Raw genomic sequence first — 21969 nt, forward strand, 5'->3', positions numbered from 1 at the left:
CCCCTTTACTTGATCTTCTTAATACTTTGAATCTGATCAAACAGTGCTACTGCTTTACGATAGCGCTCTGCTCTGTCCAAGTGTCCCATGCTCTTAGCTGTATGTTGACTACGTTTTGCATTAAGACGTTTAAGTTCACCTGACAGGAGGGCATCTAAGATTGCCTGAACATCGTAGTATTTGAAATTAGACATATTACTATCCTCTTTTTGGTTATTAAAAGTAATAACACCATGCAACCAGAAGGCCCATAGTGCAGTGTTTATTTGCTTATTAATGAGATGATAAGTATTTAAATATCACCTTATATAATCAATAATAACATGTTACCTACCTTTTGTCAATACCTGAATGCAAAAAAGTGTACTATTTTTAGTACCTTACGAAAAGTCAATAGGGTTTACAAATGTTACATAGTTGATTTATATAGATAAAGGGTAAAAATCCGGCTTCAGTATGCATTGATATATTATCAGACACATTCTATAAAGGTATCATTTTATATTTACATAAGCGCTATTGTAATTAAATTTTGATACCTTTTTAGTTTTGCATACTAATAGTTATAGTAAATATCTATCTTAATGAAGAGCTTGCACGAGTTAATGAGTGTGAGCTGTGAATTGTAGATAGACTTACTCAAACAGCTAGCATGAAATAAAAGGGCTTTTTCTTTTATTGAGTGGTAGTAGTAGGAGTTAGTGTTTCCCCTCGTTAGTGAACGGGGGGATATCTCTCGAAGAGTCTATGTGAAAGGTGCTTTTTCCTTTTGCATAGTAGATAGTGAGGTTAGTATAGTGATTCTTGAATGTGTTATGACACATTTCAAATGAGTGTCGGCTATCTGCGATACCCCTCTACGCTTCGCTGACTCATAACAACTATCTATATAAAGGAAAGAATCTTCATAGTGTCGTATGTGCATTACATTTACATACTCTCCGTAAGGGCTGACCACTGTCAGTCCAACCCTCACTCCCACTAAAAAAAAGAAAAGTCTTTTGTTAATAACAGAAACATCTCTACAATTGATTACATGCAAAAAGAGAGAATGTAATGAGCGATACCCGAAGGGAGTGCATAGCACTATCGCTATATATCACCTACAATAAAATTTATCTGAATAAAACATGATTATGTGCAATATGTTTCTGTGCAAGAATGTCTCTCAAGTTAAGCCGGATTTAAATACAATTTAATTAACGTTTAATATGCATTAATTCACTCTTTAATACCCCTTTTAATCAATGAAAAGAAAGGCTGTTTTAAGCTGTTTTAGAGGAATTCTGTGCAATAGTGTATTATGTGCAAAGAGAGACAAAGCCAGGCGTAGCAGGGCTTACAGGCTATGTAATGTGCAAGACAGTTTTAGTTATTGTTGAACGAGTTTCTACGTTTACTTTCGAATGAAACTTTTCGTGCAAAAACAATCAATTTTCAACTATAAATGATATTGAGAATCATTATCATTAAAGGCATGTTAAACCTGTCGCCTACGATGGCGTGACCTACCCCACCAAACAATAACTTATTGAATTTTATAGTGTTTAAATAACACTTTGTCTTTATTCAAAGTTTTATGCAGCGCGTATGCATAAACTCCGCATAACATAACACTATGCAAACTAGAGTTTATAAATGTTATCACATTGAAATTTATAGGATATTTTGAAATTATGAATTAAATGAGAATGGGTCGCATTTGCGGTGTGTTCAGTAGTGATCATGTTCTTGCATTTCTGCTAATTGTACGGTGATGTACGGTGACTTGATTCACTAAGGAGAGAATTCATGAAAAGAGACGGTAAAGGCATTCTGTTAAAATTGTTGATACCTGCATTCATTGTGCTAGCCCTGCTCTATTGTATCAGTGCAAGAGCCGGACAAATCACCCTAACCAACCCACAGGAGGAACAGACGGAGAACGGAAAAACGCTATGCATCTATGAGAACAGCAATTACACATTCACCTATCTAACTAAAGGAAATTGCCCCTATGCCAAAACATTTGACACAGAGGCTAGTAATTGATTTATAAAGAATGTAAAAGCCCGCAAACTCTATAATGATGGAGACCACGGAATTAAATGATACTCATGCTCATTACAAAAAACACTTAAACGCTCCCAATCAACCTTAGCATTTGCAGGAAAGAGTTTTTTATCATTCGAGATATAATTGTGCCCCTTTTCCATCGTAAAATACTCCCCCTGTAGTTCCTTGCCTATACGTGCACCATAGCTATTGATATCGCTTAGATAAACCCAGCCATCATGCCCAAGTCTTGTATAAAGTAAGCCATATGGGAGACCGGTGTCGGGGTCTTCGATACGAAACTCATCATATATCATAGGTTTTCCGTCTGTTGTTAACTCAACAACACGTTTGATACTTGGTGCAATATGTCCCGGTAATTCAGCCAAAACAGCATTCATTACTTCCAGGTCACTTTTTAGTGGTGAGTTTGCGTCAGACCATACATCTAAAGTATGTTCAGTATTTTCGTAGTCATAATAAATTCTGATATTTCCAGCCATTGGTTACACCTGCGTTAATTTTCAAATGGGTGATATCACCAGTTCACACTATCTACAACTTGTAATAGATCATGCAATGGTGGTCTGTGTGTGTATCTTGCAGTTATGCCTAGCGATTGCGTTCTACTATGTCCGACAACGAATTGAACGAGTGCAGCGTTACCCGTTTTCGCTATAGCCTCCGATATGAAGGTATGGCGGCATGCATGAATCACCCTCTCCTGCCCAAATTCGTTGTATTTCGGAACATTGCAATCATCCATTAAACTACGCCATTGAATAGCGGTATATTCGTAGGTTGGCAAGTCGTTAAACACAAGATCACCATCTTTAAGGGGCTTAATTCGAGCTAACAACAGCGCCTCAATACTTTTACTGATCGGGATTTGTCGTTGTGCGTGTTCCGTTTTACCGTCCGCAATGAAGATGTAGTAACGCCCCGTCTCCTCATCTTTGCGTATGTGCTCCTTGCGTATAGCCGCCATTTCACCCCGGCGAGCACCTGTGTAGATCAAAGTCAGGAAGTAGTCTTTACGCCAATCGGTAAACGTAGATAACCGTTCTATGAGCCGTTGCATCTCAGGCCGCGAGTAATGTCCGCCCTTGTTCTCCGTCACCTCATATTTAATCCCCTCAGTGGGAGCCTTTTCTAAGATATCCTTTTCATCTTTAAGGAAAACTTTGAAAAACGAGGAATAAATCTTGAGGTGCTTTTTAACATTGGCACTACTGATCAAATCGTCTTCAGGAACATCAAAATCTATGCACTCCTCTAACGTCATCTCTGAGTAGGGTTTCACGTTTCGGCGTGGCAGGTTCTCAATCACTGCCAGTGTTTGGCGTATGTGCTGTTTGGTGATACTCCCCACAGGAATATCCCCTAAAACATGCATCAGCACCTCATAGAAACGATTATTCTCACGAGCTATGGTGATAGCCCAGGTTTTCCCCTTCTCAGCCACAAACAGCTTCCAGGCCTCAGAAAGTAACGGTGTAGTGTCATCGTTAGGAGCATCAACAGTTACAACAGCCTGTTTAATTGCTGGCTGCTTCAGCTTTTCAGTTTCAGCCAATTGTGATTGCATGGATTCAACAAGAGCACGATAACGGACAATATCACCAGCATAGAACGCCTCATAAGCCTGGTGTAGCATGGTCTGGTGCATATCAATCTGACCCGCCACCTCATAAGCTTGTTCTACGTCATTTTGACCGAAAGAAACTTTCTTCTGGTGCAGAGTGGCAAGTAACATCCGAGCGGTAGAGTCATCCCCGCTATAGACACGGTTTAGAAGGGTCTCAGATTGCCCCTTAGCCTCCTCAACACTCTTTGATGCTGAAATAGGACTATCAGGGAAAATTGACTTGTTCAATCGTCCGAGTTCCGGCATCCGCTTAACCTCATCAACGCCTAGCCTCAACCAATCCAACAAATAGGTATCAAAATCGCGCTGAGTGGCTTCTCTGAAACCGTCAATATGCATTTTGAATTGCTCGACGGATAGCGAACCATTTTGAACAAGGGGGATGTATGGGCTTAGGCGACTCATCGTCACCTGCACAGCTTTCAAAGAATCAGTGCCTAAACTACGACGAAAGAAGGTTCCATCAGGGAGACGAAAATTGATGTAGAAAGTGTTGCCGCGTTTGGTAGTGAATTTCGGGGCTTTGTTGTCCACTCTGTTACCCATTGCGTTGACCCTTTTGTTATTCATTTCATAGAGTTAACGCTAACGACTTGATTTGATATAAAATGTTGCCGCTGAGCAGCGAGGCGGTGTCGCCTTCCCAGGCGTCTGGTATACTTCGAAAAACATGACGCTATCAAAATTATGATTTAACGCCATGTTCTGTATATATATTTTGCATCCAGGCATATCATGTTCTGCGTCGTTTTAACGGCCACAATTGAGACATGCCCTCTCGCGTGGGCGAACATGGTACACGAACTTTAAGATGAATGCTTCTTTGCGTTTCATGTGGCCGCGCTTTTCCACCAGGATACAAACAATCCTTATCAATTATGATTCATGCTGACGGATTTTCCTGTGGCCGGAAAGGCCGGTCATCAGGCTTTCGAGACATAGAGGCGTTGAAGTTCATCATTGCGGGTCAGCGCCTGCTCGGTTGCGGCCCTGTTTCATCAATAACACTAATGATTGTATTGCCATTTATAATTTTTAGGATTATTCTCAATTCACATTTCGTTTTACCCCCTTTGGGATTCATTATTCAATTAAAAACAAAAAGTCTGGAATGAGCTCATATACCCGGTCTAATTTTAAAAATGAGTTTTGAAAATGAAAAACATTGAACACCTCAAACTTCGTGATGTGTGTTACGCCAAAATAAGAACATGCAATAACGATGAAATGATAATCAAAATTTCCGACATAAACATGGTGGTTGCACAAGATGATATTTGCATTCTTTCATTAAGAAATATGCCATCACCGGTAAAACTAAGAAACAAACTCTCTGAAATTGAGTCGTTGCTCAACATGACTCAGCATACCGTCATTCCTTGCGTTGACTCAGCCCACACTGGTTCAGACGATACATAATCACAATAAAGTCACAATCTATACCCTAAATAATTCGAGTTGCAGGACAAAGCACTCGTGCCTTGAACAGCGCTTGCGCTGGCCCCGAAGACCGAGTAACGCGGCAAGGAAGTGACAAATTCGTCGGGAACGAATTTGACCAGCCGAAGGCTGGCCTCCGGTGAGAGGCAGGAGCCTCTCATTAATCGCCAGGAGCTTACTGAAGTAAGTGACTGGGGTGAACTGACGCAGCCAACACACATGCAACTTGAAGTATGACGGGTATATACATTTAATCATGAAGGGGCTTAAGGCCCCTGTCATTTCATAAAAAATCACGGTTCAAGTTAATTTTAAACCCACTGCTACTGCATCATAAAAACACACATAATATTTAATCGCGCACCTATTATAATTAATAGTTTTCATTATTAACCTGTCGATAAAAATACACACATTCCATTCAAGAAAGAAAAGACAGCTTCAGCGTACCAGGGAAAATATTACCATCCACCTCCGCCGCCGCCTCCTGCACCGCCACCGGAAAATCCTCCGCCGCTGCCGAAACCAGAAACGCTGGAGGCCCCACTGCTCAAATGCGCCTGTAAGGACAACAACATCCCGGATCTGGCTATCTCCGGCGTCTTAATCGCCGCCGCCAGGGATGGAGCCAGGCGATTGGCCCACTCCTTACCCAGCCCTGCGGCCACTGCCCAGCTAAGCAATGAAATATCCAGATAACGGGACTCGCCTTTGCGCCGTCGTCCGCTGTACGTCGCGGCCTCCAGGCGTTCCAGATAATGGATTACCCCCCTGGCCCGGGCAAAGCGCTGCTGGCCTGATTGCGTAAGCTGTGGAAGCAAGCAAAATCCCAGCGCGGTGATATAACCGGTCAGGCACCAGGCGCTGAAGTATCCGGCGGGCATATACCATTGAAAGAGCGAAAAACCCATTTTTGCCCATAGAAGCAGAAAAATCAGGCCACCACCGATAAGCGGAAAGAACAACGTTGCCAGTAAACTCTTGCGAATCGGTTTGCCGAGATCGCTCTCAACCACCAGGTTAACGCCGCTAAAGAGAAGCGGAAGAACGAAGAAAAGGCCCGCAAAACAATCCGCAGTTAAGGTTCTGGCCGTCCAGCCCGGACTCTGTGCATTAGCAAGTGCCTGAGTCGCAAATATCGCCACAATCCCACACAACAGGAAGCTCAAAGGCCGATATCCCGCGCCCTTATGCTGCTGACGATAATGTTTCTCCATCCGAATAAAAGCTTTACGCAGCGTTCTATTGTAGCGCCCTTTGAGCACCACCTTATCGCCCTTGCGGAACAACAGATCCATCAATAGCTGCTCTTCCTGGGTCGGTATATCGCTTTTTCTGCTCGCCCCCGAGTGAACCCTCACCAGGCATTGATGCGTTTTGTCACCCGACACGCTCTCCAGCGCCACCCGCCCCTTCACAATCAGGTTAGTCACATCAGCGCAAAAGCCTTTATCGTCGTAGGTCTGCTTTGCCGCCATGCGCAGATAACCCGGCGAAAACTCCGTGGACATTGACGTCAGCTCCGGCACGTCAACCGGAGTAAAGCGCGGCCTGCGTAGCCATAAAAATAAGAAATAACCCGCCAACAACCCGCAGGGGATCCAGACGATCAACGACGATAGCGTGGGGATAAAAAGATGCGGGAGAAGATGAGTCGCCTGCGGCTCTGCGGCATCAGGCAACAGCGCCCGAGGCCAGCGATAGAGTACGGTAAAATCCTGCTGGTAGAAGGGTTCGCGGGACTCAATGTGCCCGCCCGGCAGAAGGTGACCATTTTTTAACCTTTCACCATAATCGCCGGTAAAAAAGTCGATCTGCTTAAACGGATCCCCTTGAGCATCCGCCAGCTGCAGAGCGAAGCGAACCTGGTATATTTCGAACGACCAGCTATCGCCGGTGACGTTCCAGATAAGCACGTCATCATCGCCATCGCGGATAAACGCGTTGCTGACCTGATAGTGCACCTGGTAGCGATAGTCGCCTTCCGGCAGAAGAGTCTGTTCATCCCCCACGACGATTCTCATGGTCCCCCTGCGCCAGCGAAGCTGCCAGGGTTCAGGTTTGCCGTCACGGGTCACGCCGATAACATGATACGTCAGCAGGGCCGCGTTACCGTCCGGTCGCACCCACATGCGCGGAAGATCGCGAAAAAAACCGTGCTTAATCTGCCTGTTGCGCGCCTGGAAGTGAATGTTTTCTTGCACATCCAGCACGCCGTCCGGGCGCATAGTGGCCTGGACGTCAAACAGAGAAATAGCTTCTGTCGAGGGGGATAAAATATCTGAACGCGCATGGCTGAACGGAGCACTGAACAGCCATAGCAAAAGAAAAAACCGACACATCAATGTCCATTTCATCACTATTCCTTCCGTGGAACAATTGGGAGATTACAAGAACGGCTTCACATCCCCTACGCCTTCACGCACCACCACCGGCGCATCTTCGGTCAGATCGATAACCGTGGTCGGCTGCTGGCCCAGATAGCCGCCGTGAATAATCAGATCCACCTGTTTCTCAAGGCGATCTTTGATCTCTTCCGGGTCAGATTCAGTAAACTCGCTTCCCGGCAGCATCAGTGAGGTTGAGAGCATCGGCTCGCCGAGAGTTTCCAGCAGCATCTGCGCAATCGGGTTCGACGGCACGCGCATACCGATAGTTTTACGCTTTTCCTGCAGCAAACGACGCGGCACCTCTTTGGTCCCTTTGAGGATGAAGGTGTAGTTACCCGGCGTGTTGTTTTTAATCAGCCGGAACGCCACGTTATCAACAAATGAATAGGTCGACAGCTCGGATAGATCGCGGCACATCAGGGTAAAGTTATGACCGTTTGGCAAATCACGGATACGACAAATCCGCTCCATCGCACCTTTATCTTCGATTTTGCAGCCTAATGCGTAACCAGAGTCAGTCGGATATACGATAACCCCGCCTTTACGCACAATTTCCACCGCCTGGTTTATCAACCGCGCCTGCGGGTTTTCCGGATGGACATAAAAAAACTGGCTCATACTTCCCTCTCAATTTTGTTCTACGGCCACTTCCCAACTGCGCCAGATCCCTTCTACGCCAGCGGGTAGCCAAAGTTTACGGCCCAGCTCGATCCACGGACAGGGCTGATGGAAATCAGACCCCTGGGAGGCGAGAAGGCCAAACTGCACGGCGTAAGCAGCAAGCTGTGCGCGTTCATGCGGTGCCTGCTGGCATTGAGCGACTTCCATCGCATCGCCGCCCTGCTCACTAAAATGGGCTAACAATCTTTTCAGCCACTTGGCAGAGAGGTCGTAGCGCCCAGGATGGGCAATAACCGCTTTGCCGCCAGAATGATGAATGACATCAATCGCTTGTTTTATTGTACACCACTGTGGCGGAACGTAACCGGTTTTCCCACGCGCGAGATATTTCTTAAAGACGTCAGCAATGTTGTTCGCATAACCCCCTTCGACCAAAAAACGGGCGAAATGGCCGCGCGTCACCGCCCCGCCGTCGGCCAGTTTCAGCGCCCCTTCCCAGGCACCAGGGATCCGTGCTTTATCCAGCCGTTCTGCAATCAGCTGAGCCCGCAGCTGGCGGCGTGCTTTCTGTTCATCAAGTAGCGCGGTCATCGCCGGATGGGCAATATCAATATTCAGCCCGACAATATGAATCTCGTGGTTTTCCCACAGCGTGGAAATCTCCACGCCATTTATCAACGTTAGCGGTAAACCTGCACGTTCAATTTCCGCTTTGGCGGCGGGTATTGCCGCCACGGTATCATGATCGGTAATCGCCAGGGTGCCGACGCGCATCTGGTGGGCGCGATGAACAAGTTCTTGTGGAGTCAGTCGCCCGTCGGAGGCGATGGTATGGCTGTGCAGGTCGTAAATCACTGCGTAGTTGGTGTTGCTCAAGATGACTCCTGCTGGACATAAACCTGTACCCGTCATACTTTAAGTGACAGGAAAGTTGGCTGCGTTTCGGTGATTCAAATTATTGATAATCTCACCAGGCGCATCATCATACCGACTCACCGATAAAATCTGCAAACAGGGGTTGACTTTACACCTCCGGACTAGTTAACTAGTACGAAAGTTCACATGAAGGGGTATCAACGATGAAAACGCAATTTATCACTCTGCACGGCTGGTGGCGTAGCTCCTGTTATCGGGCGGCGTGATCGCGTTTTGCACTCAGCATACAGATACCCGGCCCGCCAATGAGCGGGCTTTTTATTGGACAAATTATTATACCGAACAGGCGAGAACAATAATGCAAACATCAAAACCGGCACTCGAGCTTCTCACCAGCGACGCCATCTATCGGGAAAACCCGACGGCGTTATTCCACCAGCTATGCGGTGCGCGTCCGGCCACCCTGCTGCTGGAATCCGCGGATATCGACAGTAAGGATGATTTAAAGAGCCTGCTGCTGGTGGATAGCGCGCTGCGCATTACCGCGCTAGGTGACACTGTCACTATTCAGGCACTCTCCGCTAACGGCACGGCGCTGCTGGATTTGCTGGATAATACTCTGCCTTCGGGTATTGATAATCAGCGCCAGCCAAATGGGCGGGTGTTAACATTCCCTCCTGTCAGCGCGCTGCTTGATGAAGACGCCCGCTTATGTTCATTATCGGTATTTGACACTTTCCGCCTGTTGCAAGAGCTGGTTACCGTGCCGCAGGACGAGCGCGAAGCCATGTTCTTCGGCGGACTGTTTGCTTATGACCTGGTCGCCGGTTTCGAAAACCTGCCGCCGCTGGAAAGCGATACCGCCTGCCCGGATTACTGTTTCTATCTGGCGGAAACGCTGCTGGTTATCGACCATCAGACTAAAAACACCCGCATCCAGGCGAGCCTGTTCACCCCGCTGGAAAATGAAAAACAGCGTCTACTACAGCGCATCGCCCAGCTTCGTCAGCAATTGAATGAGCCGCCCGCGCCGCTGCCGGTGACGACAGTTGCCGAAATGCGCTGCGACTGCGATCAGAGTGATGAAGAGTACGGTGCCGTAGTGCGTAAAATGCAGCGCGCCATCCGCGCGGGTGAAATTTTCCAGGTGGTGCCATCGCGCCGTTTCTCGCTGCCCTGCCCGTCGCCGCTCGCCGCTTACGATGTGCTGAAGAAGAGCAACCCCAGCCCGTATATGTTCTTTATGCAGGATAACGATTTCACCCTGTTCGGCGCATCGCCGGAAAGCTCGCTGAAATATGACGCCGTCAGCCGCCAGATTGAGATCTACCCGATTGCCGGAACCCGTCCGCGCGGTCGCCGTACCGACGGTTCGCTGGACCGCGATCTCGACAGCCGCATTGAGCTGGAGATGCGCACCGATCACAAAGAGCTTTCCGAACACCTGATGCTGGTTGACCTGGCGCGTAACGACCTCGCCCGCATCTGCACGCCGGGCAGCCGCTACGTGGCCGACTTAACCAAAGTCGACCGCTACTCCTTTGTGATGCACCTCGTCTCCCGCGTGGTTGGCGAGCTGCGCAACGATCTCGACGTGCTCCACGCCTATCGCGCCTGTATGAATATGGGCACGTTGAGCGGTGCGCCTAAAGTGCGCGCAATGCAGCTTATCGCCGCCGCTGAAGGCAAGCGCCGCGGCAGCTACGGCGGCGCAGTGGGTTACTTTACCGCCCACGGCGACCTCGATACCTGCATCGTGATTCGTTCTGCTTACGTGCAGGATGGCATCGCCACGGTACAGGCCGGTGCCGGTATCGTGCTTGACTCCGTTCCCCAATCTGAAGCGGATGAAACCCGTAATAAAGCTCGCGCGGTGCTGCGCGCTATCGCCCAGGCCCATCACGCGAAGGAGATTTTCTAATGGCCGACATTCTGCTGCTCGATAATATCGATTCATTTACCTATAACCTGGCAGACCAATTGCGTTCGAACGGCCATAACGTGGTGATTTACCGCAACTCAGTCCCGGCGCAGGCGCTGATTGAGCGCATCGGCACCATGAAAAACCCGGTATTGATGCTTTCTCCCGGACCGGGGACGCCGAGCGAAGCAGGCTGCATGCCTGAACTGCTGACCCGACTGCGTGGTAAGCTGCCGATTATCGGCATCTGCCTCGGTCATCAGGCCATTGTCGAAGCTTACGGCGGTTACGTCGGGCAGGCTGGTGAAATCCTCCACGGTAAAGCATCAAGCATTGAACATGATGGTCAGGCGATGTTTGCCGGGTTGACTAACCCACTGCCGGTTGCGCGCTACCACTCGCTGGTCGGCAGCAATATCCCGGCCGGGTTGACGATCAACGCCAACTTTAACGGCATGGTGATGGCGGTGCGCCACGATGCAGATCGCGTCTGCGGTTTCCAGTTCCATCCTGAGTCGATTCTGACCACTCAGGGCGCACGCCTGCTGGAACAAACGCTGGCCTGGGCGTTGCAGAAGCTGGAGCAGACCAACACTATCCAGCCAATTCTGGAAAAACTGTATCAGGCCGAGACCCTGAGCCAGCAGGAGAGCCATCAGCTGTTCTCCGCAGTAGTGCGCGGCGAAGTCAAGCCCGAGCAACTGGCCGCTGCGCTGGTCAGTATGAAAGTGCGCGGTGAGCATCCGCAGGAAATTGCCGGGGCCGCTACCGCGCTGCTGGAAAACGCCGCGCCGTTCCCGCGCCCTGATTACCTGTTTGCCGATATCGTTGGTACTGGCGGCGACGGCAGCAACAGCATCAATATTTCGACCGCCAGCGCCTTTGTTGCCGCCGCCTGCGGCCTGAAAGTAGCGAAACATGGCAATCGCAGCGTTTCAAGTAAATCAGGCTCATCTGACCTGCTGGCAGCCTTCGGTATTAATCTCGATATGAATGCCGATAAATCTCGCCAGGCACTGGATGAAATGGGCGTCTGTTTCCTGTTCGCACCGAAGTATCACACAGGATTCCGTCACGCGATGCCGGTCCGTCAGCAGCTCAAGACCCGCACCTTGTTTAACGTGCTGGGGCCGCTGATCAACCCGGCGCATCCGCCGCTGGCGCTGATTGGCGTTTATAGCCCGGAACTGGTGCTGCCGATTGCGGAAACCCTGCGCGTACTGGGGTATCAGCGTGCTGCCGTGGTCCACAGCGGCGGCATGGATGAAGTGTCGCTCCACGCGCCGACGGTGGTCGCTGAACTGAACAACGGCGAAATCAAGAGCTATCAGTTGACCGCCGCCGACTTTGGCCTGACGCCTTACCATCAGGAACAGTTGGCTGGCGGCACGCCGGAAGAAAACCGTGACATTCTGACACGCTTACTACAAGGTAAAGGTGAAGCCGCTCACGAAGCCGCCGTCGCCGCCAACGTCGCCATGTTAATGCGTTTACATGGGCACGAAGATTTGAAGGCCAACGCACAGCACGTCATCGAGGTCCTGCGCAGCGGAGCGGCCTATGACAAAGTGACCGCATTAGCGGCAAGAGGGTAAATAATGCAGACCGTTTTAGCAAAAATCGTGGCCGACAAAGCGATTTGGGTAGAAGCCCGCAAACAACAACAACCGTTAGCCAGCTTTCAAAATGACGTCGTGCCGACGCAGCGCAATTTTTACGATGCCCTTGCCGGTACCCGCACCGCGTTTATTCTCGAGTGCAAAAAGGCCTCGCCGTCTAAAGGTTTGATTCGCGAAGATTTTGACCCGGCGACCATCGCCGGGGTCTACAAGCACTACGCATCGGCTATTTCGGTGCTGTGCGATGAGAAATATTTCCAGGGCAGCTTCGATTTTCTGCCAATTGTCAGCAAAATCGCGCCGCAGCCGATTCTGTGTAAGGATTTCACCATCGATCCTTACCAGATTTACCTGGCGCGCTACTATCAGGCCGATGCCTGCCTGCTGATGCTCTCGGTGCTTGATGATGAACAATATCACCAGCTCGCCGCCGTCGCGCACAGCCTGAATATGGGCGTACTGACCGAAGTGAGCAACGAAGAAGAGCTGGAACGCGCCATCGCGCTGAAGGCCAAAGTGGTCGGCATCAACAACCGCGACCTGCGCGATATGTCGATTGACCTCAACCGCACCCGCACGCTGGCACCACGACTCGGCCATGACGTCACGGTGATCAGCGAATCCGGTATCCATACTTATGCCGAAGTGCGTGAACTGAGCCACTTCGCCAATGGCTTCCTGATTGGTTCAGCGCTGATGGAACACGACGATCTGAACACCGCAGTGAAACGCGTGCTGCTCGGCGAAAATAAGGTCTGCGGCCTCACCCGTCCGCAGGATGCCCAGGTCGCGTATGAATCCGGCGCCGTATACGGCGGACTGATTTTCGTCCCCACCTCGCCGCGAGCGGTAAATGAAGCCCAGGCGAAAGCGGTTATTGATAGCGCTCCCCTGAGCTACGTCGGCGTATTTCGCAATGCGCCGGTGGCAGAGGTTGCCGCCCGCGTTGAAAGCCTAAACTTAGCCGCCGTCCAGTTGCACGGTGGTGAAGACCAGAGCTATATCGATGCCCTGCGCGCCGAGTTACCGGCCAAAGTGCAAATATGGAAAGCCCTCAGCGTTGGCGAAACGCTGCCGCAACGCAATCTGAACCATGTCGATAAATACGTTTTTGATAACGGCCAGGGCGGCACCGGCCAGCGTTTCGACTGGTCTTTGCTGCAAGGTCAGGACCTGCGTAACGTGCTGTTAGCAGGCGGCCTCGGCGCCGATAACTGTGTAGAAGCCGCCAAAAGCGGTTGTGCCGGACTCGATTTTAATTCAGGCGTGGAGTCACAGCCGGGTATTAAAGATGCCAGCAAACTGGCCTCGGTGTTTCAAACGCTGCGCGCATATTAAGGAGCAACAATGAGTACTTTACTGAACCCCTATTTTGGCGAATTCGGCGGGATGTACGTTCCGCAGATCCTGATGCCCGCCCTGCGCCAGCTTGAAGAAGCGTTCGTTAGCGCGCAGAAAGACCCGGCATTTCAGGCCGAATTTACTGACCTGCTGAAAAACTACGCCGGTCGTCCGACCGCGCTGACCAAATGCCGCAACCTCACTGAAGGTACCCGTACCACGCTGTATCTGAAGCGTGAAGACCTGCTGCACGGCGGCGCGCATAAAACCAACCAGGTGCTCGGTCAGGCGCTGTTGGCAAAACGGATGGGCAAAACGGAAATTATTGCCGAAACCGGTGCGGGTCAGCACGGCGTAGCCTCTGCCCTCGCCAGCGCCCTGCTCGGCCTCAAATGCCGCATTTATATGGGCGCAAAAGATATCGAGCGCCAGTCGCCGAACGTCTTCCGTATGCGCCTGATGGGTGCAGAAGTGATCCCGGTACATAGCGGCTCATCAACGCTAAAAGATGCCTGTAACGAGGCGCTGCGTGACTGGTCCGGCAGCTATGAAAAAGCCCACTATATGCTCGGGACCGCCGCCGGCCCGCACCCGTTCCCAACCATCGTGCGTGAATTCCAGCGCATGATTGGCGAAGAGACCAAAGTACAAATTCTTGAGAAAGAAGGTCGCCTGCCGGATGCGGTTATCGCCTGCGTCGGTGGCGGTTCTAACGCTATCGGCATGTTCGCCGACTTTATCGACGAAACCACTGTTGGCCTGATTGGCGTGGAACCGGCGGGCCACGGGATCGAATCCGGCGAACACGGCGCACCGCTGAAGCACGGACGCGTTGGTATCTACTTCGGTATGAAATCGCCGATGATGCAGACCGAAGACGGGCAAATTGAGGAGTCCTACTCCATTTCCGCTGGACTGGACTTCCCGTCAGTTGGCCCGCAGCACGCCTATTTGAACAGCATTGGTCGCGCCGACTACGTATCAATTACCGATGACGAGGCGCTGGATGCCTTTAAAGAACTTTCCCGTCATGAAGGGATTATTCCGGCGCTGGAGTCGTCCCACGCCCTAGCGCACGCGCTGAAAATGATGCGTGAGAACCCGGAAAAAGAGCAGCTGCTGGTGGTTAACCTCTCCGGTCGCGGCGATAAAGACATCTTCACCGTACACGATATTCTGAAAGCGCGAGGGGAAATCTGATGGAACGTTACGAGACGCTGTTTGCACAACTGAAAGCTCGCCAGGAAGGCGCATTTGTTCCCTTCGTGACGCTCGGCGACCCTAACCCGGAACAATCGCTGAAAATTATTGATACGCTGATTGAAGCGGGTGCCGATGCGCTGGAGCTGGGTATCCCATTCTCCGACCCGCTGGCGGACGGCCCAACCATTCAGGGCGCGGCCCTGCGCGCATTTGCCGCAGGCGTCACGCCAGCGCAATGTTTTGAAATGCTGGCGGCAATTCGTCAAAAGCACCCGACCATCCCGATCGGCCTGCTGATGTACGCAAACCTGGTGTTTAGCCCTGGCATTGATGAATTTTATGCCGCATGCGAACGCGCGGGTGTTGATTCAGTGCTGGTAGCCGATGTACCGGTCGAAGAGTCGGCACCGTTCCGCCAGGCCGCATTGCGCCATAATATCGCGCCAATTTTCATCTGCCCGCCAAATGCCGATGACGACCTGCTGCGCCAGATTGCTTCCTACGGTCGCGGCTATACCTATCTGCTGTCTCGTGCGGGCGTGACCGGCGCGGAAAACCGCGCCGCGCTGCCGCTGCATCATTTGATTGAAAAGCTGGCCGAATATAACGCTGCGCCACCGCTGCAGGGCTTTGGTATCTCTGCGCCGGAGCAGGTCACCGCCGCGATTGATGCCGGCGCTGCCGGGGCGATTTCCGGTTCTGCGATCGTCAAAATCATTGAGCGTAACGTTAACGACCCGCAGGCTATGCTGTCTGAACTGAAGACCTTTGTGCAGAGCCTCAAAGCCGCCACCAAAGCGGCCTAAGCACGCCTGCCGCCCGGCACTGCGCCGGGCGGTTATTTCTGCTGTAAGCTGTCCGCGTACTTGCGCGTCAAACGAAACAGCGCCATCACATCCTCTTGCGCCCATCCCACCAGCACTTGATTCATCAGCCGCGTTCTTGCAACCGAGATACGTTCGATCATTGCTTGACCCGCTTCGCTAAGCGTGACTTCGCTAATCCGCCGGTCTTTGGCGTTTGGCTGCTTTCGCGCCAGCCCCTGCGCTTCCAGTTTCTTCACCTGCCTGCTGACTGTGGTGTAATCGCGCCCGAGGCTATCCGCCAGCTCCACGACCCCCACCGGCCCACTGCGCCCTACCGCCACCAGCAGCGGAAAGAGGATCTGATCAAGCTGAACTCCAGCAACCTGCAGTATCTGCTCATCGCGCACCGGCTGGTTCATCACGCTGATGATGTCGAGCAGCGCACCGTGAAACTCGCTGATGTCATAATTATTATGTGCATATTGCATATATTATTTAACCGGGTATAGTGCCGTTAACTGATATGTGCATTTTACACATAATCACCCCAGGAGAAAATACTATGAAAGCAGCCGTCGTTTTTGACCTGCAACAAGGCCCGATTTGGGCCGATTTTAGCGACCCGCAGCCCACTGAACATGAGGCGTTGGTCAAAGTGCGCGCCTGCGCTATCAGCCATGTCGTGAAAAGCCGGGCCTCCGGCAAACATTACAGTTTTGATGGCCGCCTGCCTTTCGGCGTCGGGATTGATGGCACCGGAGCATTGCCTGACGGTCAGCGAGTTTATTTCGCCTTCCCCACCGCGCCATGGGGCAGCATGGCACAGTGGGCACCGGTCGCGCTAAACCACTGCCTGCCGCTGCCGGATGATCTGGACGACGTTACCGCCGCCGCAATGGCTAATCCGGGCATGTCCGCATGGGCGGCGCTGGTCAAGCGCGCGGGTCTCAAGGCCGGAGAAACGGTGCTTATCAACGGTGCGACCGGTAGCGCCGGACAGCTGGCGGTACAAATCGCCCGCTTTCTGGGGGCCAAAAAGGTGATTGCCACCGGGCGCAACGCGTTAAAGCTCGCCTCCCTCGGGGCCGATAAAATAGTCAACTTAAGCGAAGATGATGCCACCGTACGGTCGCAGTTTGCGGAGCTGGCAGCGCAGCAGATTGATGTCGTCGTCGATTACCTGTGGGGTCACAGTGCTGAACTGTTGCTCCCTGCGCTGGCAAAGCATAGTCCAGGGAAGGCGCCGGTACGCTTTGTTCAGGTCGGTTCACTTGCCGCCGCCGATATCACGCTCAGCGGCGCGGTATTACGCTCTGCACCGTTGCAACTGATGGGCAGTGGGATTGGTAGCCTGTCCATGCCACAACTGCTGGCGGCGACCGGGGAAATGCTGCAGGCCTCGGTCGCCGGGAGATTTACCATTGCCACCACTGCACGGCGGCTTCAAGACGTTGCCACGGTCTGGCCACAGGATGACAGCCAGAAACGCACAGTTTTTATCGTCGATTAAAAAAAAGCGCTTCCGCACAAAAGTTGGGGTTGATATCTTAAATGAGAAATATTATCTTTCTCATTACCGAATAGTTGAGTAAAAAACTCAGGTATTCGGTACGACATTGCTCACATTGCTTCCAGTATTTTTGCCCGCACTTGTGCGGGCTTTTTTTTATGATAGCTGACACACCTTGCGCACCAGTTGTCTTAACCAGCAATGGGAGAGACAATCCCTTCGTAAATCAATAAAATCTATTTTAACCCATTCTGCGACTGACATTGCAGCTGACACTAACTCTACGGAGCAACTAATGAACGATGAAGTACCACTGAAATATTATGACATTGCCGATGAGTATTCGACCGAATCCGCAGAGCCAGTGAGCGAGTCAGAACGTGAGCCATTGGCTCGCTATTTTCAATTGTTGATCACTCGCTTGATGAACAACGAAGAAATCAGTGAGGAAGCACAGGGAGAAATGGCCATTCAAGCAGGGATCAATGAGCAGCGTATTGATGATATCGCGAACTTCCTCAATAAATGGGGCAATGAGTAGATCTTGTTAAAACGATGTACGCAGGCCAATGTATCCTTTCATAGTAAGTCACTATCAAGCCAAACCGTTCGCGGCATAATTATTACAGAATAGAATACCAAGAGCTGGTCATACAGCGACCAGCTCTGCCGAAAAACTTTAGAACCGGTAGCCTGCGGAGAACATAAACACCCACGGATCCAGGCGCACGCTGTCATGCTGGCGAGCCTCGCCCAGTTTATAGCTCGCGGTGGTGTCGATATCCATGTACCACACCGACATGTTAATCAGCCAGTCACGGTTAATCAGGTAATCCATACCGACCTGACCCGCAGCACCCCAGGAATCTTTCAGGCTCAGATCGGAAATCCCCTGATTTTTACCATTGTCGTTCACACCTTCGTCAAAGAAGGTGGTGTAGTTGATACCCACACCAACATATGGACGCAGCTTGCTGCTCGAATCGCCAAAGTACCACTGCGCCATTAAGGTCGGCGGTAAATGGTGAACGGTGGCAATATTACCGGTTGCTGCGGTGCCTACCTTATGACGGAACGGCGTCGCGGCCAGCAGCTCAACCCCGATATTATCGGTTGCCATATAGGTGAAGGTCAGGCCGAGCTGCGTGTTATTGCTGACGCTAAATCCCCCCAGGCTTCCCAATGTACCGCCCGCCCCTTCCGTTGGCCTTACCGTTGCCGAACCTGCGCGAATAAAAAATTCACCAGCTTCATGCGCCCAGACGCTGCTGCTGGAGAGAGTGCCGAGAATAACAAATGCCGCTGCTAACTTTTTCATATCCACTTCCTCATTATGGTTATTCAGCGCAAGAATATACCTACAATGAAGTATGTTTGATCCAACATAGCTCACACAAATTCGGGAAATTTAACATTTATTGATCCAGATTAATTTTCACTTTTTTCATATAACTAGCGATAAACATACTGTATCAATTTTCTGTTTTTACTGGAGCCAAGGCGATGGACCGCTGATTGTGCCTTCTATTTACAAAGATATACTTAGCGCGCAGGAGCAGAGACTGCTACCCAGGCACGATTTGCGGTACAATCGCCGGCTAGTTAACACCTGCAAGACTCAAGGAGAATGCATGTCTATCACGGCGAAGTCCGTCTACCGTGACACCGGAAACTTTTTCCGTAATCAGTTCGTCACTATTTTGCTGATTGCATTGTTGTGCGCGCTTATTACGGTAGTACTTGGCCATGCCTTTTCACCCAGTGAGGAGCAATTATCGATTCTGAGCGAAGGCGATAGCCTGACGGGTAGCGTCGGGTTGTTCGAGCTGGTGCAAAGTATGACGCCGGAACAGCAGCAGGTCCTGCTACGAGCTTCGGCAGCCTCTACATTCTCTGGACTGGTGGGCAATGCGATCCTTGCGGGCGGCGTTCTGCTGATGATTCAGATGATCTCCTCAGGTCAACGCGTTAGTGCCTTACGTGCGATTGGTGCTTCTGCGCCAGTGCTGCCAAAGCTGCTGCTGCTGATCCTGCTCACGACTTTTGTCGTGCAAATGGGGATGATGCTGGTGGTGGTGCCTGGCGTGCTGCTGGCGATCGTCCTTTCATTCGCGCCAATTATGCTGGTTCAGGACAAAATGGGTGTTTTCAGCGCCCTGCGCAGCAGTATGCGTCTGGCATGGGCCAATATTCGCCTGGTTGCACCCGCGATAATCGGCTGGCTGCTGGCGAAAACCCTACTTCTGCTGTTTGCATCCAGCTTTGCCGTACTGACGCCAAACGTTGGCGCAATCGTGATAAATACCATCAGCAACCTGATATCCGCATTGTTGCTGATCTATTTATTCCGCTTGTATATGCTTATTCGCAACTAACTTAATCTGGGTCGGGCGCTCCCGGCCCATTCTGAACGACGGAATCGATGTATGAAGCAGTTTCTGGATTTTTTACCGCTGGTAGTCTTCTTCGCATTCTACAAGCTCTACGATATCTACGCCGCAACGACCGCGCTGATTATCGCTACCGCCATCGTGCTGATTTACAGCTGGGTGCGCTATCGCAAAGTCGAGAAAATGGCGCTGATTACCTTTGTCCTGGTCGCATTTTTCGGTGGCCTGACCATTTTCTTCCATAACGATGAGTTTATAAAATGGAAGGTCACGGTCATCTACGTTCTGTTCGCTGGCGCTCTACTGTTTAGCCAGTGGGTAATGAAAAAGCCGCTAATCCAGCGCATGCTGGGTAAAGAGCTGACGTTACCGCAGCAGGTCTGGTCGCGTCTGAATCTGGCCTGGGCGGTATTCTTCATTCTTTGCGGTTTGGCGAATATCTACATCGCCTTCTGGTTGCCGCAGAATATCTGGGTCAACTTTAAAGTCTTCGGTTTAACCGCTATGACGCTGGTGTTCACCCTGCTAAGCGGCGTTTACATCTATCGCCATATGCCGCAGGACGACAATCACTAAGTTCGCTTCGGCACGCACAATTCCCTGCGTGCCGCCTTCTCCTCTCTTTTTATATACAACGCATAAAAAACTTCAGCTGAAACGGTTCATGCCGTAAGATATTTCGTATAGAGGATGGCATTCCCTCTTGAACCGCCATGTGGCTAATGATGCCTGCTTTTTATTCCCGGACCGGGAATGGGCAGGCATATCTGTATTGCAGGCACCGCGTCCGGGAAGGTTAACCTTCTAAGGAAATAACGATGCGTGCACCCCGATTTTCACAACTCACCCTGTTTTTCTTCCTCGGGAAATGGCTGTTTCTCGCCTTTATCATCGCCGTCCTGGCGGGTACGGCATCGGCTTTCTTTCTTTTCTCCCTTGAATGGGCTACTGCAACGCGTGAAACGCATCGCTGGCTTATCTGGCTGCTGCCGATCGCGGGCTTTGCCGTCGGCTGGATTTATCTGCACTACGGCACCCGCGTGGAGGCCGGTAACAATCTCATTCTGGAAGAAGTCCACGATCCTAAATGTGTGATCCCCCTGCGTATGGCACCGCTGGTCTTTTTCGGCACCGTGATATCGCACCTGTGCGGGGCGTCAGTGGGCCGTGAAGGGACTGCGGTACAGATGGGAGCCTCGATTGCCGATCAATTTACGCCTATTTTTCGCCTCGACGACGACACGCGACGGACGGTGCTCATGGCCGGGATCAGCGCCGGTTTCTCCTCAGTTTTCGGCACTCCGCTCGCCGGAGCGCTATTTGGGTTGGAAGTGCTGGCCATTGGAAGGATGAACTACACCGCCATCCTCCCGTGTCTGGTCGCCGCAATCGTCGCCGATCGGGTCGGGATCATGTGGGGGGTGCAACACACCCACTATATCGTTTCCAGCATTCCACCCCTCACCCTTTGGACCCTGGCGGCAATGGTTATCGCGGGTTGCTGCTTTGGCCTGGCGGCACGCGTTTTCGCTGACAGCACGCATTTCATTGGCGGGTTAATGAAAAAATATGTTCGCTATGCGCCAATGCGCCCGTTTACCGGCGGTTTGCTCATTGTTGCTGCCGTCTGGCTGTTTCATGGCGATCGCTATATTGGCCTCGGCATACCGGTGATTGTGGATGCCTTTCAGCATCCACTAGCTCCGTGGGATTTTCTCGGCAAACTGGTTTTCACCGTGACCTCTTTAGGGAGCGGTTTTAAAGGCGGAGAAGTGACGTCGCTATTTTATATCGGCGCGACGCTTGGCAATGCGCTGGCTCCGCTGCTACATATGCCGGTGAGCTTTCTGGCCGGGATTGGCTTTGTCGCCGTCTTCGCTGGGGCAGCTAACACCCCTATAGCATCGACGCTGATGGCAATCGAATTGTTTGGTTCTGAAATCGACATTTACGCTGCGCTAGCCTGCGCTGTCGCCTGGCTGGTTTCAGGATATACCAGCATTTATCGCGCGCAGCGGGTCGCCTGTCTGAAACAGGGCTATGTGCCGACGGGCATTAGTCTGGCAGAACTCCCCGCGTGGTATCAGCAACAGAAAACCGATAAAACAATGGGCAAATAATCTCTTCAGGCCAGGAACATCCCAGCAAGTCGGTACGGTAAACCTTACCG

Annotated in this window: 20 protein-coding genes, 1 riboswitch and 1 other annotated feature; of the genes, 12 read left to right on the plus strand and 8 right to left on the minus strand. The window is 51.2% G+C overall.

Translation table 11 applies throughout. The features are described from left to right. Positions 1-5 precede the first annotated feature (5 nt). On the minus strand, positions 6-194 hold the full coding sequence (locus tag AC07P6_RS17855; protein ID WP_100683944.1) for a hypothetical protein: 189 nt from the start codon (positions 192-194) through the stop codon (positions 6-8). Between the two features lie 1597 nt (positions 195-1791). Between AC07P6_RS17855 and AC07P6_RS17860 the strand changes: the two genes are divergently transcribed. Then, the gene (locus AC07P6_RS17860; RefSeq protein ID WP_478314003.1) at positions 1792-2031 is read left to right on the plus strand and encodes a hypothetical protein; all 240 of its coding nucleotides are present in this window, start codon (positions 1792-1794) and stop codon (positions 2029-2031) included. Positions 2032-2060: 29 nt separating this feature from the next. Here AC07P6_RS17860 and AC07P6_RS17865 read toward each other — a convergent pair whose 3' ends face one another. Beyond that, positions 2061-2537: a hypothetical protein gene (locus tag AC07P6_RS17865; RefSeq protein ID WP_478314005.1), complete on the minus strand. Its 477-nt coding sequence runs from the start codon at positions 2535-2537 to the stop codon at positions 2061-2063. 35 nt (positions 2538-2572) lie between these two features. Next, positions 2573-4228 carry a tyrosine-type recombinase/integrase gene (locus AC07P6_RS17870; protein WP_478314007.1) on the minus strand — a complete coding sequence of 552 codons (1656 nt, stop codon included), beginning with the start codon at positions 4226-4228 and terminating at the stop codon, positions 2573-2575. A 609-nt stretch (positions 4229-4837) separates the two neighbouring features. Between AC07P6_RS17870 and AC07P6_RS17875 the strand changes: the two genes are divergently transcribed. Further along, positions 4838-5101 carry a hypothetical protein gene (locus AC07P6_RS17875; RefSeq protein WP_478314009.1) on the plus strand — a complete coding sequence of 88 codons (264 nt, stop codon included), beginning with the start codon at positions 4838-4840 and terminating at the stop codon, positions 5099-5101. Between the two features lie 482 nt (positions 5102-5583). Here AC07P6_RS17875 and AC07P6_RS17880 read toward each other — a convergent pair whose 3' ends face one another. Genes AC07P6_RS17880 through rnm form a run of 3 tightly spaced genes read right to left on the minus strand, consistent with a single transcriptional unit; the run spans position 5584 to position 9009 of the window. Further along, positions 5584-7479 (minus strand): DUF2207 domain-containing protein, encoded by a 1896-nt coding sequence (locus AC07P6_RS17880; protein ID WP_478314010.1) that lies wholly within the window; start codon positions 7477-7479, stop codon positions 5584-5586. Between the two features lie 30 nt (positions 7480-7509). Continuing rightward, a complete protein-coding gene (locus AC07P6_RS17885; protein WP_110273510.1) occupies positions 7510-8130 on the minus strand; it encodes an L-threonylcarbamoyladenylate synthase in 621 nt (206 codons plus the stop codon). Between the two features lie 9 nt (positions 8131-8139). Beyond that, complete coding sequence (rnm, locus tag AC07P6_RS17890) at positions 8140-9009, minus strand: RNase RNM (protein WP_182238133.1); 870 nt, start codon at positions 9007-9009, stop codon at positions 8140-8142. Positions 9010-9236: 227 nt separating this feature from the next. Then, positions 9237-9332, plus strand: a sequence feature (Trp leader region). 35 nt (positions 9333-9367) lie between these two features. On the opposite strand from rnm, the gene AC07P6_RS17895 reads away from it, so the two are divergent. Genes AC07P6_RS17895 through trpA form a run of 5 tightly spaced genes read left to right on the plus strand, consistent with a single transcriptional unit; the run spans position 9368 to position 15899 of the window. After that, positions 9368-10930 carry an anthranilate synthase component 1 gene (locus tag AC07P6_RS17895; protein WP_182238131.1) on the plus strand — a complete coding sequence of 521 codons (1563 nt, stop codon included), beginning with the start codon at positions 9368-9370 and terminating at the stop codon, positions 10928-10930. Next, a complete protein-coding gene (gene trpD / locus AC07P6_RS17900; protein ID WP_181482516.1) occupies positions 10930-12525 on the plus strand; it encodes a bifunctional anthranilate synthase glutamate amidotransferase component TrpG/anthranilate phosphoribosyltransferase TrpD in 1596 nt (531 codons plus the stop codon). The genes AC07P6_RS17895 and trpD overlap by 1 nt, the downstream gene beginning before the upstream one ends. 3 nt (positions 12526-12528) lie before the next feature. Continuing rightward, on the plus strand, positions 12529-13887 hold the full coding sequence (gene trpCF / locus AC07P6_RS17905; protein ID WP_478314012.1) for a bifunctional indole-3-glycerol-phosphate synthase TrpC/phosphoribosylanthranilate isomerase TrpF: 1359 nt from the start codon (positions 12529-12531) through the stop codon (positions 13885-13887). Between the two features lie 9 nt (positions 13888-13896). Continuing rightward, positions 13897-15090, plus strand: a complete 1194-nt coding sequence (gene trpB, locus AC07P6_RS17910; RefSeq protein WP_304258486.1) for a tryptophan synthase subunit beta — start codon at positions 13897-13899, stop codon at positions 15088-15090. Next, entirely contained in the window at positions 15090-15899 is an 810-nt protein-coding gene (gene trpA / locus AC07P6_RS17915) for a tryptophan synthase subunit alpha (RefSeq protein ID WP_112216786.1), read from the plus strand. Before trpB ends, trpA begins: the two co-directional genes overlap by 1 nt. 32 nt (positions 15900-15931) lie before the next feature. Here trpA and AC07P6_RS17920 read toward each other — a convergent pair whose 3' ends face one another. Continuing rightward, on the minus strand, positions 15932-16387 hold the full coding sequence (locus AC07P6_RS17920) for a MarR family winged helix-turn-helix transcriptional regulator (RefSeq protein ID WP_478314014.1): 456 nt from the start codon (positions 16385-16387) through the stop codon (positions 15932-15934). 74 nt (positions 16388-16461) lie between these two features. On the opposite strand from AC07P6_RS17920, the gene AC07P6_RS17925 reads away from it, so the two are divergent. Then, entirely contained in the window at positions 16462-17409 is a 948-nt protein-coding gene (locus AC07P6_RS17925) for a quinone oxidoreductase family protein (RefSeq protein WP_182238124.1), read from the plus strand. Positions 17410-17704: 295 nt separating this feature from the next. After that, entirely contained in the window at positions 17705-17950 is a 246-nt protein-coding gene (locus AC07P6_RS17930; RefSeq protein ID WP_112216783.1) for a YmjA family protein, read from the plus strand. 138 nt (positions 17951-18088) lie between these two features. Here the strand turns inward: AC07P6_RS17930 and ompW are convergent, their stop codons facing one another. Further along, positions 18089-18727 (minus strand): outer membrane protein OmpW, encoded by a 639-nt coding sequence (gene ompW / locus AC07P6_RS17935; protein ID WP_304258479.1) that lies wholly within the window; start codon positions 18725-18727, stop codon positions 18089-18091. Between the two features lie 313 nt (positions 18728-19040). On the opposite strand from ompW, the gene AC07P6_RS17940 reads away from it, so the two are divergent. The 3 genes from AC07P6_RS17940 to AC07P6_RS17950 all read left to right on the plus strand — a co-directional run bounded on the left by AC07P6_RS17940 (position 19041) and on the right by AC07P6_RS17950 (position 21919). Beyond that, positions 19041-19784 (plus strand): YciC family protein, encoded by a 744-nt coding sequence (locus AC07P6_RS17940; RefSeq protein WP_434659129.1) that lies wholly within the window; start codon positions 19041-19043, stop codon positions 19782-19784. 51 nt (positions 19785-19835) lie between these two features. After that, complete coding sequence (locus AC07P6_RS17945) at positions 19836-20375, plus strand: septation protein A (RefSeq protein WP_110273526.1); 540 nt, start codon at positions 19836-19838, stop codon at positions 20373-20375. A gap of 101 nt (positions 20376-20476) precedes the next feature. Further along, positions 20477-20538, plus strand: a riboswitch (Fluoride riboswitch). A gap of 79 nt (positions 20539-20617) precedes the next feature. After that, a complete protein-coding gene (locus AC07P6_RS17950; protein WP_478314016.1) occupies positions 20618-21919 on the plus strand; it encodes a voltage-gated chloride channel family protein in 1302 nt (433 codons plus the stop codon). Positions 21920-21969 lie beyond the last annotated feature (50 nt).

It is taken from the genome of Klebsiella sp. GFKo11, assembly GCF_056490265.1.

Excerpts from the sequence above, each read along its gene's own strand:
- AC07P6_RS17930 (WP_112216783.1), top strand. The coding sequence starts at position 17,705 with ATGAACGATGAAGTACCACTGAAATATTATGACATTGCCGATGAGTAT.
- AC07P6_RS17945 (WP_110273526.1), top strand. The coding sequence starts at position 19,836 with ATGAAGCAGTTTCTGGATTTTTTACCGCTGGTAGTCTTCTTCGCATTC.
- AC07P6_RS17940 (WP_434659129.1), top strand. The coding sequence starts at position 19,041 with ATGTCTATCACGGCGAAGTCCGTCTACCGTGACACCGGAAACTTTTTC.
- trpB (WP_304258486.1), top strand. The coding sequence starts at position 13,897 with ATGAGTACTTTACTGAACCCCTATTTTGGCGAATTCGGCGGGATGTAC.
- AC07P6_RS17895 (WP_182238131.1), top strand. The coding sequence starts at position 9,368 with ATGCAAACATCAAAACCGGCACTCGAGCTTCTCACCAGCGACGCCATC.
- trpD (WP_181482516.1), top strand. The coding sequence starts at position 10,930 with ATGGCCGACATTCTGCTGCTCGATAATATCGATTCATTTACCTATAAC.
- AC07P6_RS17870 (WP_478314007.1), bottom strand. The coding sequence starts at position 4,228 with ATGGGTAACAGAGTGGACAACAAAGCCCCGAAATTCACTACCAAACGC.
- AC07P6_RS17925 (WP_182238124.1), top strand. The coding sequence starts at position 16,462 with ATGAAAGCAGCCGTCGTTTTTGACCTGCAACAAGGCCCGATTTGGGCC.
- AC07P6_RS17865 (WP_478314005.1), bottom strand. The coding sequence starts at position 2,537 with ATGGCTGGAAATATCAGAATTTATTATGACTACGAAAATACTGAACAT.
- AC07P6_RS17950 (WP_478314016.1), top strand. The coding sequence starts at position 20,618 with ATGCGTGCACCCCGATTTTCACAACTCACCCTGTTTTTCTTCCTCGGG.
- AC07P6_RS17875 (WP_478314009.1), top strand. The coding sequence starts at position 4,838 with ATGAAAAACATTGAACACCTCAAACTTCGTGATGTGTGTTACGCCAAA.
- trpA (WP_112216786.1), top strand. The coding sequence starts at position 15,090 with ATGGAACGTTACGAGACGCTGTTTGCACAACTGAAAGCTCGCCAGGAA.
- AC07P6_RS17860 (WP_478314003.1), top strand. The coding sequence starts at position 1,792 with ATGAAAAGAGACGGTAAAGGCATTCTGTTAAAATTGTTGATACCTGCA.
- AC07P6_RS17855 (WP_100683944.1), bottom strand. The coding sequence starts at position 194 with ATGTCTAATTTCAAATACTACGATGTTCAGGCAATCTTAGATGCCCTC.
- AC07P6_RS17920 (WP_478314014.1), bottom strand. The coding sequence starts at position 16,387 with ATGCAATATGCACATAATAATTATGACATCAGCGAGTTTCACGGTGCG.
- AC07P6_RS17880 (WP_478314010.1), bottom strand. The coding sequence starts at position 7,479 with ATGAAATGGACATTGATGTGTCGGTTTTTTCTTTTGCTATGGCTGTTC.
- AC07P6_RS17885 (WP_110273510.1), bottom strand. The coding sequence starts at position 8,130 with ATGAGCCAGTTTTTTTATGTCCATCCGGAAAACCCGCAGGCGCGGTTG.
- ompW (WP_304258479.1), bottom strand. The coding sequence starts at position 18,727 with ATGAAAAAGTTAGCAGCGGCATTTGTTATTCTCGGCACTCTCTCCAGC.
- trpCF (WP_478314012.1), top strand. The coding sequence starts at position 12,529 with ATGCAGACCGTTTTAGCAAAAATCGTGGCCGACAAAGCGATTTGGGTA.